Genomic DNA, 14109 nt, shown 5'->3' with positions numbered 1-14109 from the left:
TGGATTTGAGTTTGGTTATATATTTGTGTCCGCGCAACGAAGGTGCGGGGAAATGGAGGAAAATATGAAAACTCTTACAGTTGCGGTTCCTTGTTATAATTCACAGGATTATATGAGACATGCTATTGAACCATTATTAATATGTGAAAATGATATTGAAATCTTAATCATTGATGATGGTTCTAAGGATAAGACAGGAGAGATAGGGGACTTATTAGAGGAAGAATATCCTGCAACAATCAGATGTATACATCAGGAAAATGGTGGACATGGTGAAGCAGTTAATACTGGTTTAAAGAATGCAACCGGACGCTTTTTTAAAGTATTAGATAGTGATGACTGGTTTGATGAAGCATCTTTAGTTAAAGTGATTCAGACATTAAAGAAACTTGGTAATGATGTCGATATGATGATTTGTAACTATGTCTATGATAAACCATCAAAGAATTTACAGAAGCCTATTCGTTATACAAATGCATTACCTGAAAATAAGATTTTTAGATGGTATGATGTGAAGTATTTCTATCCATCACAGAACTTATTAATGCATTCAATTATCTATCGTACAGAAGTATTGCGTGCAAGTGGTCTTGTACTTCCTAAGCATACATTCTATGTAGATAACTTATTTGTGTATGAACCAATTCCATTCGTTCAGACTATGTATTATCTAAATGTTGATTTATATCACTATTTCATTGGCCGTGAAGATCAATCAGTGAATGAAACAGTGATGATTAGACGTATTGATCAGCAGATCAGAGTGAATAAACGTATGATTGATGCAATCGATATTGATAAGCTTAAATCACGTAAGATGAGAAAATACTTAATCAAGTATCTTTCTATGATTACTACAGTAACTACTGTATTATGCATTAAGAGTGGTACAGAAGAAAACCTACAGAAGCGTAATGATTTATGGGCTTATATGAAGGATACAAAGCCAGCCGTTTATAAGGAAGTAAAAAAGACTGCATTAGGTCTTGCTATGCAATTAGATGATCCACTAGGACGTAAACTAATCGTTAGTGGATATAAACTTGCACAGAAACTATTCGGTTTCAATTAACAGTGATTCTATCACTGTTTTTTTATGTTGACTATTACCTACTGAATCGATAGAATGAAGTTTGGGTGATTAAATGATTAAGAAATTCATAAAGACTCATGAACATGCATGGGTTCTTGTCTATTTTGTATTTTATCTGCCTTGGTACTTTGGCTTACAACAAAGAGATATCAGTCATTTCTTTGATATGTATGTAGGATTGGACCGTATCATACCATTCGTACCAGCATTTATTATTCCCTATATCTATTGGTTTTTATTTGTTGCAGGAACTTTGTTATTCTTGTTTTTTTATGATGCAGATGAATTCTATCGTGGCTTTTCATTTTTAGCTTGTGGTATGACCATTTCACTCATCATATTCACAATCTTCCCGACAACATTCTGTCATCGTCCAGAAGTACTTACAGGGAATGCCTTTGAACAATTCTGGTTAAGATTCATTTATGGGGCGGATAAACCAACGAACGTATTTCCGAGTATTCATGTATTTAATTCAATAGGATGTGCGATTGCACTCATTAAATCAAAGAAATTCAAAGATAATAAACCAATGCATATATTTGCGATTATCTCAGCAGTACTTATTACATTATCGACAATGTTCATCAAACAGCATTCATGTATGGATGCTGTAGCAGCAAGTATAATCGCATATGTGCTCTATCAGCTCATTTATAAGAGAGAACATCCACGTTTACGTCAATTCGTATATTCAAAGTTTCCAAATAAAGGCTAAAGGTGTCAGTAAAATGTCACCTTTTTAATCGCAATAATTCATAAAACAATAAAGTTTTGCGGTTTTAAACCGCAAAACCATTGTGATAATGATAGTTTTGCGATATCATTTATATGGAAGAGGTGATTGTATGATAGAGAGACCATTATATTTAGATAAAATCATGCCTTTTGTAGATACTCCATTTGTGAAAATATTGACTGGAGTTCGACGCTGTGGTAAATCAACAATTTTGAAGATGATTATTAAAAAACTAAGAGAAGAGAAGCATGTGGATGATGAACAGATTCTTAGTTATCGCTTTGATTCTATGGAATATGAAGATATGACTACAAAAGAATTGTATCTAGAAATAAAATCGAAAATACTACAATCAAAAAAGACATACTTATTCTTAGATGAGATACAAGAAATTGAAGGATGGGAAAAAGTAGTGAATACGCTTGCTTCAGACTTTGATGTAGATATCTATATTACAGGATCCAATTCAAGAATGATGTCTTCAGAGATATCTACATATCTAACAGGCAGATATATTACTTTTCATATTTATACTTTGTCATTTGAAGAATATCTTATGTTCAAGAAAAGCTATACGACTCTTAAGGAGTTGAAACAGGAATTCAGCCAATACGTACGATTGGGTGGATTCCCTGCAACTCATTTACAGGATTATTCTCAGGATGAAGTTTACACGATTGTGAAGGACATTTATAATTCTACTATTTTTTCTGATATAGTACGAAGAAACCAAGTCAAGAAGATAGACCAGCTAGAAAGAGTTGTAAAATATACGTTTAATAATATTGGAAACACATTTTCTGCAAACTCGATTTCTAATTATTTTAAATCAGAACAGAGAAAGATTGACAATGAAACAGTTTATAGCTATTTAGAGAAATTACAGAAAGCCTATATTCTTCATAAGTGTTTTCGATATGATTTGCAGGGAAAAGATATATTAAAAACACAGGAGAAATTCTATCTTGCGGATGTTTCTTTGCGTTATTCTGTATTAGGTTATACTGTAGATAGTGTCGCAGCATCTTTAGAAAATATTGTATATCTAGAACTTAAAAGAAGAGGCTATGATGTTTATATTGGTAAGATAAAAGATAAAGAGATTGATTTTGTTGCAACAAAACAAAATGAAAAAATCTATGTTCAGGTAACACAGGAAATAAAGTCTGAAAAAACACAGAAAAGGGAATATGAACAGCTTTTAGAAATCAGAGATAATTATCCTAAGTATGTTGTGATGGCAGATGATTTTGCGGGTGGTAACTATGAAGGAATAAAAACAATGAACATAGTGGATTTCTTATTAAGTAAAGAGTATTAGAAATGAGTTGAGAGACTCATTTTTTTGTGCATGTAAAAAGACAATATAGAAAAAGTACTATATTGCCTATTACTGATTAAATATGAATAACTCTCTCACAAAGCTTCGCAACATCTAGATCATGTGTCACAATCACTACAGTGGCACCATTATGATGATATTCCAATAATAGGTTCATCATCATTTTTGTGTTTGTTTCATCAAGTGAACCAGTTGGTTCATCGCATAACACAATCTTTGGCTTTTTAAGAAGCAGCTTACAAAATGCGATACGCTGGGCTTCTCCACCAGATAAGAATATATTTTTCTATTCTCATATCCTTCTAGGCCAACAGTAGTTAGTGCTTGTTTTACCGCATTCACTTTTTCTTTCTTATTGAATCTTGAATACTTCAACACCATATTAGGATTCTCTTTGACGGTATAATCATCTACTAGAGCATTGTTTTGAAACATATAGCCTATATCATATCTCATAAGTAATAATGCATCTTTCTTATTTGAAATTGAATGATGATTAATGATAATTTCTCCATCGTCTACCTCTTCCAATAACCCCATGATATTGAGTAATGTAGATTTGCCAGAACCGCTATTTTCTTCAATTGCGACAAGTTCATTTTTTTCTATAATGAGATTAAAATAATCAAAGATTGTTTTTGTATCATAATGTTTCGTTATGTTTTTTAATTCAATCATTTAAAAAGTTCTTTTCAATAGGTGAATGATATTCTTTTTCTCAAACTTCTTTATGGAAAGTACATAAGTCATACCCCATAGAGTCGTAAGAATCAGATAAATAATAAGAGTGTAGATGAAATAAGAATGACATAATAAAGAAATCAAGAATATAGATATAAATAAAACAACTGTTGATTTCACAAAATAGAAATACTTGACTAGTGATGTGTAACCTTCAATTGTCTCTATCGCAAGAAGTGATGCATGGTACTGGATGAATATTCTGGTAAATCATTAATATCATTAAACTGACTAATGCGACAGAAATCATAATAACCGCAATAAAGAGTGTTTGTTCTTGATGATTTAGAAGAGATATTTCATCATATGCGGTAATGATTTTAGAAGTATATTGATTTAAGCTATATTTCTTTAAAATGGACTGAATTCTCTCTTGAGAGCCTTTGATCTTATTAGGATTATATTTATATCCTAGAATGACATCATAATCTTCAGGTGATCCATTTTCATTTGTAAGAACCTGTACAACAGGATCTGTAATACTATTTGAATAATCAGATACAATTAAAGAGTTATAAGTAAAGAATTTCTGATTGTCTTTATAATAGATAATCTTAATACCATGTGGTGTATCAAACATATCCTGTGTCATCTTATATATCTTCTTTTTTGAATAGTTTTGAGGTGCTAAGACTACTCTTTTCTTTTCATCTTCACTGATATGAATAGTATAGGCATGAATATCTTGAATCACTTGTTTCTTTAGATAGTTTGTATTGACATAGGCCATAATTGTAAATGTATATATTTTTTTGTCATATTCTTTAAAGTCTGCATAGATACTACCAAGACGATTGAAGTCTTGATAAAGTTCTTTTTGTTTGTTTAAAAAGCTTTGACTTGTAAACAGATCACCATTCTCTACATTGGAGACTTCACTTAAGATAGAATATTGTTTCATTGTGTTCCACTCAATATGATTATTCATTCTACTTAATAGCGAATAACCAGTTTCTATTCCAATAGATGAGAGAAATAGAATAACTAAAATCATCATGAATAAGACAACTTGATTAAAATAAATTATTGTTTTAGATGGACCTTTGTTTTTGAGGAAGTCTATCGCTTTCACGTCTTTAAAGTGATTGATCATAAGAACACATATAATCAAAGTGAGTGATAGAAATAAGAATAGAATCAAGAAATGATCAATTAGAAAATGAATGACAGATTGATTTATACGCCTGCATACTAGTAATGTAAGGACAAAGAACCCTATGAAAGTAATAAGAAATTGCGATTGTATAATGGGACATATATAATCATACCCAATAGAAAATAAACTATATCCTTCAAGTCTCTTGATGCTGAAAAGTTTATAATTCTGCAGCAGGTCATAAATAATCACTAACATAAGAATGAAACAAAAAGCAGCTAAACAAATGATAATCCATATCATATAATCTACCTGTCCGCTTAAGTCATTGAGGTCTTTTATAGATATATGTAATATCGCATTCATCCCATTCTTAAATTGATTGAAAGACTGTTTATTTGGGAAGGTAACATGTACTTCTCCTTCTAGCTGATATCCATCACTCAATAGTCTATCTAGCGTATAAGTATTAAAAGTGAATGCATGATCAAGCATAGAAGTAGACTTTAAATATTGATTCTTATCATGAGTAAGATAAACATATTTCTTGTAATGGTTACCCTTATTCTTCGTGATAAACAAATTACCCAGATATTTATCTAAACAATTCTCTACAGTATGCAATATTTGAGTCGAATCATTATTCATAATATCATGAGGAATTTGAATAGAATAAAAGCCAGGTAATTCTTTTTCTGAATATAAAATATGATTAAAGTATTCATGACTTGTGAGGGTATAGCTTACAGAAAAGAAGTGACATGTAAGGATACAAAAGATGATAATAATAGCTTTTTTCATAGTAATCTCTTTTTCACATGCACTCTAACATAATAAAAACTGCACTTACATGGAATTGTTGTAAAGTGCAGTTTTTTGTTTAGTGAATCACATCAAAGAGTATGATGTCATTTACTAAACATTGGTCTGTTTGCTGGTATTGATCGATTCCATGATATTCATCTACAATCTCATTAATGATTGTGAGTCCAATACCATGATTATTCTTATTTTCTTTACTTGTATAGCCTTTTTTAAGAGTGACAGGCTGATCAATTGAGTTCTTTATTTGAATATATGGATTGTTGTTTTTATTTTTTAAAGAGATAGAAACGTCTTTATCTGTTGTTTTAGAAGATGCTTCAAAGCTATTTTTGAATAGATTATATATTAACGATGATAGCTTTGAATTATTTAGTTTGATAGTTCCTAGTACTTGATATCATCTATATGACTATGGACTTGAGGATATTCCTCTTTGAAATACTGATACAGCATATTAATGATATGATTTTGTGAATCATTATTGGTCTTATATAGATGATGACTGAGAATATCTAAATAAGGAAGCAGTTGATCTTGTTGATTTAAATAATAGTCCTTAATCATGAGAATCTGTTTATTGTAATCATGCTTGAATTTTCTAAGTCCCTGATATTTATGGGTATAAGAAGAAAGATATGACTGCTGCAGCTGGATGATTGTTTCTAGATTCTGTTTTAATATGTCTTCTTTTTTCTTTTCATAATTCATTTTCAAACAGAAATATAGTAAGAGCATCAATAATAGTGATGTAATGAGAAATAAAATGATATTCCATTTTATACTCTTATTCATAGAAATGTAGAGATTAGTCAATAAGACAAGCTGTGCTGATAATAATATACAGACAGAAGATAGAATAATCAAAATAGAGTTATTAATGATTAAATGATTCCGCTTTGTAATAAAACAAAGGAGAGTTATAAGAATCAATGACACAAGTGCACTGATGAATGATAAGTGATTGATATCATAGAATGACAAGAACGAATTGATACATATTTGGAAAAATACTATGACAATATAAGAAGAAATAAATTCTTTGATAGATTCCAAGGATAAATCAAATATGAAAATATAAGCAAGAAACATAAAGGCAATATTGATGATAGAGGGATTGATTTCTTTCTTTAATACAATCATAACTAATGAAGTTAAGAAACAAATTATTCCCTTAACACAATGGTGTTTATTGAACTCTTTATTGAATAATAAATAACTGATCATCAAAACATTCAACATGAGTAGTATTTGTTCGCAAAATGAAATCATAGTGTACTCCTTATATAATCATAATAGCTTTGTTGGATATCTTTTAGTCTGCTTCTACTGATTTTAATTATTTCTGAAGTTGTGAGTGTAAGTTTTAAGTGATTGATATCTTTCAAATAATCAAAGTTAATAATATATGACTTGTGAACACGATAGAAAGGGCAGTGAAGTTCTTTCTCCATATCTTTTAATGATTTGCGAATGAGATAATCTTTACTGTATGTATGGATTATTGTATAAACATTATCTGCCTTTAAGTGGGTGATTTCTTTATAATCAATCATCTGATTATCTAAATAGATACAATCTGTCTTTGATATTTGAATAAGATATCTTTCTAAGTCCTGTGACAAAGTATGACTATTTTTTAATAAATAAGCAATCACATGATTACCAAATGCTTCTATCATTCTATCTTGATATGAAGAAAGATAATAGGAGTATGAACTTTTAAAGAGTTCTTAGTCAAAATACAATCACCGTCATTCATTTCTATATCTATATGATAATAGAAAATATATCTTTGTTGTTGAGAAACTCATTACCAGAAAAGAAGTGAGATACTGTAAAAGGTATATGGTATTTGAATAATATAGAACTAATCATTTCTTCTAATTTTTGATGAATCGATTGATCATCATCTACAATCGCAATATGAAACATAATAGTTTCCTTGTTTAGAGAGATAATAAAAAATATATTATATTTTGTCAATGACAGTATCTAATCATTAAGATGACTAGGATTTATTATTACATTATTTGACCGGCAAATAATAAATCCTTATAATAGGGAAAAAGGAGTGGGGAGAATGGCGAAAACTATTGTTGGTGCAGTATTAGAGAATGATCCAGCATCACGTAACTGGTTCAATGTAATATTGAACTATCCAGGTGTACATGCTATCTTTTTTTATCGCATCAATCATTTCTTATGGACAAAATGTCATATGAAATTAATTGCACGTTTCCTGTCACAAGTAGCACGCTTTTTTACAGGGATTGAAATACATCCGGGTGCAACGATTGGTAAACGATTATTTATTGACCATGGCATGGGAGTTGTAATTGGGGAAACAACCATTATTGGTGATGATTGTTTATTATATCAAGGTGTGACTCTTGGAGGGGTAGGTACAGGAGAACATACATGTAAAAGACATCCAACCTTACATAATAATGTAATGATTTCTGCCGGTGCAAAAATCATTGGGGATATTACTATTGGAGATAACAGTATTGTAGGTGCGAATTCAGTAGTATTGAAAGATGTACCACCTAACTGTACAGTAGTAGGTGTTCCTGGTATGATTGTGAAAGAGAATGGTGTCAAGGTACATCGCGAATTATAAAAAGGGGCATAAGCCCCCTTGTAAGTGTCTCAGTAGCTCAGCTGGATAGAGCATTCGCCTCCTAAGCGAAAGGTCGTAAGTTCAAATCTTATCTGGGACGCCAGCTAACAACGCTGAAAGTCTTTATTTTTAAGGATTTTCGGCTTTCGTATTATAGAACTAGAAGTTATTCAAGTAATAATTCTAGTTTTTTATTTTATCTAGAAGTGATATCATATCACTGAAGAGAAGTTAATCAATATAACTTGAGACATCCGTAAGGTAAGCTCGTAAACAACGATTGATAGCTATGACTATTAATGTATCGTTCTTCTCTTCACTAAATAAGCATACTGACTAGAGGTTACTTATATTTAACTTCTAGTCTTTTATTTTGTAGGCATACATTATAATAGACTTAAGAAAGCAGAGAGATCGGGCATTGGAAACACAGTTGTGATTTCGTCAAGAAAAGTTCTCTGCTTCCTTTTATGACATGAGTCAGTTTATATCCAAATAGGCCTTTTGTTTTATTGATAGAGCCTGCATGTAAGACGAAAATAGACAATATGAAATGACGAGGAGGAAACAAAAAAGTAACTCTCCTTAATTGTTCAAGAGAGATAAGTACGGCCTTTCAGCTTCGCTTTTTTTAGAAAATATGCCATGGGAGCACCTCCAATTTAATATATCACTACTATCACTATGTTTGTTATACCATGAAAAATAATTCGATAAAATATAAAGCGTAAAAAAAGCCGAAATAATCGGCTTAATTTCAAAAGGGCATTTAATTAGGTTCTAAAAAACATAGTGATAACTTCTAAAGACGGGTTTCTTCTCCATTTACCATTTTACTCAATATTGTAGAAACCCGAACAACCCTTGCGAAAAGCACGGCGGACGCACTGCAGAAAAACTACGGAAGCGTGATTAAAATAAATCACTCAGCCATTCCTATTGCAGTAAAAGCCGCAGAGGTAGCCTCGAAAGATGTCAGCATATATAAGTATGAACCGAACAGTCCTGTGGCGAAGGCTTACGCTGAATTATCAAAGGAAGTGTTAGCAGATGGCAGAAAGAAAGAGCGACTCCATTCTGCCGACGCTTGATGACCTGCTCTCCATACAGGAGTCACAGATACTTCCCTCGGAAAAAGCCTTCGCATATAAAATGCGTTTAGGAGCAATGAAAAGACAGGGACAGCGAACAGATTTAATTTACTTGCTAATTGAAAAAGGTGCTTGTCATAGTTTGGCCTTGTTTTATTCCGTACCTTTTAATCCCTTTATTACAGAGTGCCATCCATTCCCGACCGCACATTTCACAATAATAAGATTTCAATATATGATAAAGCCGTCAGGAGGTAATGCTAATGAAAAAAATAAAATTGTATTTATTTTTAAAAGGCAGTATAATATAAAAAAGAAATAAAATTTCAGGAGGTTATAAAATGGACAGATTAAAAGGTAAGGTCGCTATCGTAACTGGTTCTACAAGCGGTATCGGTACAGGTATTGCAAAGCTTTTTGCAGCTGAGGGCGCAAAGGTTGTTATTTGCGGCCGCCGTGAGGCAAAGGGTCAGGTAGTTGTTGACGCTATCAAGGCTGAAGGCGGTGAAGCAAGCTACCACTTTATGGACATTATGCAGGTCGAGAGTATTGAGGCTCTTATCAAGGACACAGTCGAGAAGTATGGCAAGGTAGACATCCTTGTCAACAACGCCGCCAACGTCGGTCTGAAGGACGGCAGAGTTGATGAGCTCACACTGGAGATGTGGGACGCTGTCTTTTCATCAGATATCCGCGGCACATTCTATGCTACTAAATGTGTTATTCCTTATATGCAGCAGAACAACGGCGGTTCAATCATCAACATAGGTTCGATGGCTTCTTGTGGCGGTGACCTTGGCTCTACCGCTTATGCCTGTGCAAAAGCCGGCGTTGATATGCTTACCAAGTCAACAGCTATGCAGTACGGCAAGAGCAATATCCGTTGCAACTGCGTACGCCCTGGTCTTATTGTTACACCGGATAACGAGGCTCACGTACCCCAGGTTCTGAAGGATATATTCCTTAATAACATCATGGTTAACCGTTATGGTTGCCCTGCTGATATTGCCAATATGTGCGTATACCTTGCTTCTGATGAGAGCGAGTTCTTTACAGGTCAGGTTCTTACAGTTGACGGCGGTCTTAACAGCCACGTTTCAACAGTTGGCGAATTCAAGAATATGGCTTCACGCACCTGGTAATCTTATTTGCGACGAGACTTTCTATTGAAAGTATATTTGCATGACGCACTTTCCCGACTATAGGCAGGAAAGCATTCCCTATAAGCCGAAAGTTAACGGCGGCGTTGCTCAAAGCATTCGCAAGCAATCTATAATGAGAAGGCAATCCGAAAGGGTTGCCTTTTTCAATATAAAAGAAGAAAATTTAACAATTAGTGTAGAATATTCGGCATTCCGAAGGCAGACTTGAAACCGAATAACACAACCCGTTTGTGGTTCACTCTGCTAAAAGAGAGCAAAAAAGAACACTTGAAATCCAATGAAATTAGCTGAATTTTGCCAGTAATTAACGAACAGAATAAGTACTGAAAATCTAAGGCTTATATGGACTTTTCGGCATCAGACAGCGGTTGGAAAGCTATTTTGAACGTCTCTCCTAAGCGAAAGTTCGTAAGTTCAAATCTTATCTGGGACGTCAGTCAAATAATTACCGAAAGCTTTTAGGCTTTCAGTTTTTTTTGTTTATAGGAAAAGCACCTGCTTATTGTACCAAGTGCTTTTATTTACGTAATTAATCATTATGGGTTCCTGTTCAGGATAATGTCAAGACGAGCAAATCATTCTCAATACGATAAACCAATAGCCAATCTGGCAGAATACTGCACTTACGATGCCCAGTCCAGTTTCTAACTAAAGCGTTATTTTTATTTTTCTCTGGAAGTTGTTCATCATTCGCAAGTTTGCGAATGATATCGTTAAGAAGTTCGATATCAAGATGGCGTTTCATTGTAGTACTTTTTTGCATTGTATACTATATGCCCTGAATCTTATTACAAATAAACATAGAAAATACGCAAATCCCCGTTTAAACACATGAGATGTTTAGAAATGATACTTGTGACGGATTCATTTTTTCTATTGTTTGAGAGAATAATGGTAAAATATATTACAAGAGAGGTGACTGAAGAAATGAACTTTATAGATCATGCAATATCAGAAATCATAAATGGTGAAGACTTGTATAAATCCTTTTTTTACAATAAATCTCTTTTGTATAAACAACTTTTACAGATTATGGTACAATAAATAAAGAAATATTTTGAATATATTACTAACTTTAAGTGAATTTAAAGTTTAATTGTAATAGAAGGGGATGTTGCAAGAGAAAATGAGAAAGTTAAGGTTTTATGGTTTGATTTAATCTAAGAGATCGGAGAAGAAAATATGAGAAAGAAAACTACAAAGAAAACAACTACAAAAGCAGCTGCTGTTAAGAAAGAGACAGTAACAACAGCTTCTAAGGATACAACAAAAGCAGCTGCTCCTGTAAAGGAAACAGTTAAGAAAGCTACAGCCACTAAGACTGCAACTAAAAAAGAAACTCCTGTAAAGGAAACAGCTACTAAAGTAGAAACAGTAGCAGAAGCTGAACCTAAAAAAGCGACAGCTAAGAAGACTACAACTACTAAGAAAACAACAGCTAAAAAAGCTGCTGCAAAGACAGAAGCGGTTAAAGAAGAAGCACCTGTAAAGGAAACTGCTAAGAAAACTACAGTTTCAAAAACAGAAGCAGTTAAAGAAGCTGAACCTAAAAAGGAAATAGCTAAAAAGGCTGCAACACCAAAGAAAGCAACAACTAAGAAGACTACAGCTACTAAGAAAACAACAGCTAAAAAAGCAACTGCAGCTAAGACAGAAGCTGTAAAAGAAGAAGCACCTAAAAAGACCACTAAGAAGACTACAACTGCTAAGAAGGAAGATCCAGTAAAGGAAGAACCTAAAGTAGAAGAAACAGTTGCTCCTGAAGTAGAAAAGAAAGTCGAACCTGAAGTAGTCGTTCAGGAAACACCTGCTCCAGCACCAGTTGATTTAGGTCCACGTAGAAGTGTAGCATTCATTGGTTCTGAATGTTATCCATTTGTAAAGACAGGTGGATTAGGAGATGTTATGTCTGCTCTTCCTAAGAGTCTTGCTAAGTTGAATTGTGATGTTAAGGTTATTATTCCTAGATATAAGTGTATTCCACAGAAGTTCCAGGAAAAGATGGAATATAAAGGTTCATTCTCTATGGACTTATGTGCAGATGGTAAACAGTATTATGTAGGTATTATGGAATACCAGGAAGATGGCGTTGTTTATGATTTTATTGATAACCATGAATTCTTCTCTTGGGGTAATCCATATACTAATCTAATCGATGATATTCCTAAATTTTGTTATTTTGGTAAAGCGGCTCTTGCAGCACTTAACTATTTAGATTGGACACCTGATGTTGTACATTGTCATGACTGGCAGGCTGCTTTAGTTCCACTCTATTTAAGAACATGCTTCAAAGACAGCAATGTAGGACGTGCAAGCTGTGTACTTACTATTCATAACTTAAGATTCCAGGGAATCTATGATAGAAAGACTATTCAGTACTGGTCAGGACTTCCTGATTATGTATTTAATAAAGACTGCCTCACACAGAATTGGTTGGATGCGAACATGTTAAAGGGTGGTATTACTTATAGTAATGTTGTAACTACAGTAAGTAATACATATGCTGGTGAAATCCAGACTGAAGAATATGGTGAAGGTCTTGAAGAACACTTAAGATATCATCATAACAAGCTTGTAGGTATCATAAATGGTATTGATACAGATATCTGGAATCCAGCAACTGATAAACTATTAGCTGCGCCATATGATAGTCAGAATGTTATTGAAAACAAGAAAGCAAATAAGAAAGCTTTACAGGAATCATTAGGATTAGAAGTAGATGATCATAAGATTGTCATTGGTTTGATTTCACGTTTGACTAACCAGAAGGGTCTAGATCTTGTAAATAGTGTAATTCCACATATTATGGATGAACATACACAGGTTGTTGTATTAGGTACAGGTGATGCTGAATATGAAGATGCATTCCGTTATTATGAAAACGCGTATAAGGGTAACTTCTGTGCTTATATTGCCTACAATGAAAATGTAGCACATAACATCTATGCTGGATGTGATGCATTATTAGTACCATCTAGATTTGAACCATGTGGATTAACTCAGTTAATTAGTATGAGATATGGTTCAGTACCAATCGTAAGAGAAACTGGTGGATTAAAAGATACAGTGCAGCCTTATAACTTATTTGATAACACTGGTAATGGATTTACATTCGATAGATATGAAAGTGGTCTTTTATATGATGCAATCAATCGTGCTAAGACACTTTACTTCGAAAGTAGACCATACTGGGATGAAATGGTAGTTCGTAATATGAACAAAGATGTCTCTTGGGAACAGAGTGCAAAACACTACAAAGATATGTATGTAGGATTAACACCTAAATGTTAATGTAAACAAAAATGCAATGTTAGAAATCTAACGTTGCATCAGATTGTTGACAAATTAGATGAAAATATCAATTGGGCTATCCCAAATTGGTATTTTCATTTTTTGTTT

Annotated in this window: 13 protein-coding genes, 1 tRNA gene and 1 pseudogene; 8 read left to right on the top strand and 7 right to left on the bottom strand. The window is 33.0% G+C overall.

Going from position 1 to position 14109, the window contains the following annotated elements:
* Positions 1-64: 64 nt before the first annotated feature.
* From ACFOZZ_RS10580 to ACFOZZ_RS10570, 3 genes are all read left to right on the top strand, one after another.
* On the top strand, positions 65-1072 hold the full coding sequence (locus tag ACFOZZ_RS10580) for a glycosyltransferase family 2 protein (protein WP_279148546.1): 1008 nt from the start codon (positions 65-67) through the stop codon (positions 1070-1072).
* Between the two features lie 73 nt (positions 1073-1145).
* Positions 1146-1811 (top strand): phosphatase PAP2 family protein, encoded by a 666-nt coding sequence (locus ACFOZZ_RS10575; protein WP_070101877.1) that lies wholly within the window; start codon positions 1146-1148, stop codon positions 1809-1811.
* Positions 1812-1941: 130 nt separating this feature from the next.
* Positions 1942-3153 (top strand): ATP-binding protein, encoded by a 1212-nt coding sequence (locus tag ACFOZZ_RS10570; RefSeq protein WP_376815222.1) that lies wholly within the window; start codon positions 1942-1944, stop codon positions 3151-3153.
* Positions 3154-3229: 76 nt separating this feature from the next.
* Here the strand turns inward: ACFOZZ_RS10570 and ACFOZZ_RS10565 are convergent, their stop codons facing one another.
* The 6 genes from ACFOZZ_RS10565 to ACFOZZ_RS10540 form a co-directional block, all read right to left on the bottom strand.
* Entirely contained in the window at positions 3230-3409 is a 180-nt protein-coding gene (locus ACFOZZ_RS10565; protein ID WP_376815224.1) for a hypothetical protein, read from the bottom strand.
* The gene (locus ACFOZZ_RS10560) at positions 3334-3852 is read right to left on the bottom strand and encodes an ATP-binding cassette domain-containing protein (RefSeq protein ID WP_376815221.1); all 519 of its coding nucleotides are present in this window, start codon (positions 3850-3852) and stop codon (positions 3334-3336) included. Before ACFOZZ_RS10560 ends, ACFOZZ_RS10565 begins: the two co-directional genes overlap by 76 nt.
* Before the next feature lie 217 nt (positions 3853-4069).
* Complete coding sequence (locus ACFOZZ_RS10555) at positions 4070-5812, bottom strand: hypothetical protein (protein ID WP_376815220.1); 1743 nt, start codon at positions 5810-5812, stop codon at positions 4070-4072.
* A gap of 79 nt (positions 5813-5891) precedes the next feature.
* Positions 5892-6215 (bottom strand): GHKL domain-containing protein, encoded by a 324-nt coding sequence (locus tag ACFOZZ_RS10550; protein WP_376815223.1) that lies wholly within the window; start codon positions 6213-6215, stop codon positions 5892-5894.
* A 5-nt stretch (positions 6216-6220) separates the two neighbouring features.
* Entirely contained in the window at positions 6221-7105 is an 885-nt protein-coding gene (locus ACFOZZ_RS10545; protein WP_376815219.1) for a hypothetical protein, read from the bottom strand.
* Positions 7102-7515 (bottom strand): LytR/AlgR family response regulator transcription factor, encoded by a 414-nt coding sequence (locus ACFOZZ_RS10540; RefSeq protein WP_376815218.1) that lies wholly within the window; start codon positions 7513-7515, stop codon positions 7102-7104. Before ACFOZZ_RS10540 ends, ACFOZZ_RS10545 begins: the two co-directional genes overlap by 4 nt.
* Before the next feature lie 401 nt (positions 7516-7916).
* Between ACFOZZ_RS10540 and cysE the strand changes: the two genes are divergently transcribed.
* From cysE to ACFOZZ_RS10520, 4 genes and pseudogenes are all read left to right on the top strand, one after another.
* A complete protein-coding gene (gene cysE / locus ACFOZZ_RS10535) occupies positions 7917-8456 on the top strand; it encodes a serine O-acetyltransferase (RefSeq protein WP_022425388.1) in 540 nt (179 codons plus the stop codon).
* A gap of 26 nt (positions 8457-8482) precedes the next feature.
* Positions 8483-8559 (top strand) — tRNA-Arg (locus ACFOZZ_RS10530).
* Between the two features lie 998 nt (positions 8560-9557).
* Positions 9558-9653 (top strand): annotated as a pseudogene (locus ACFOZZ_RS10525) (chromosome partitioning protein ParB); the annotation flags it as partial.
* Between the two features lie 235 nt (positions 9654-9888).
* On the top strand, positions 9889-10689 hold the full coding sequence (locus ACFOZZ_RS10520) for an SDR family NAD(P)-dependent oxidoreductase (protein ID WP_279080304.1): 801 nt from the start codon (positions 9889-9891) through the stop codon (positions 10687-10689).
* 571 nt (positions 10690-11260) lie between these two features.
* Here ACFOZZ_RS10520 and ACFOZZ_RS10515 read toward each other — a convergent pair.
* Positions 11261-11455 carry a type II toxin-antitoxin system YafQ family toxin gene (locus tag ACFOZZ_RS10515; RefSeq protein WP_376815217.1) on the bottom strand — a complete coding sequence of 65 codons (195 nt, stop codon included), beginning with the start codon at positions 11453-11455 and terminating at the stop codon, positions 11261-11263.
* A gap of 437 nt (positions 11456-11892) precedes the next feature.
* Here ACFOZZ_RS10515 and ACFOZZ_RS10510 point away from each other — a divergent pair, with 437 nt between their 5' ends.
* Positions 11893-14001, top strand: a complete 2109-nt coding sequence (locus ACFOZZ_RS10510) for a glycogen synthase (RefSeq protein ID WP_376815216.1) — start codon at positions 11893-11895, stop codon at positions 13999-14001.
* The last annotated feature ends 108 nt before the right edge of the window (positions 14002-14109 follow it).

It is taken from the genome of Catenibacterium sp. GCM10023432 (assembly GCF_042651925.1).
Classification (GTDB): domain Bacteria; phylum Bacillota_I; class Bacilli_A; order Erysipelotrichales; family Coprobacillaceae; genus Catenibacterium; species Catenibacterium mitsuoka.
Note: the sequence above shows the minus strand (reverse complement) of the source record. Positions and strands in the feature narration are given on the sequence as shown.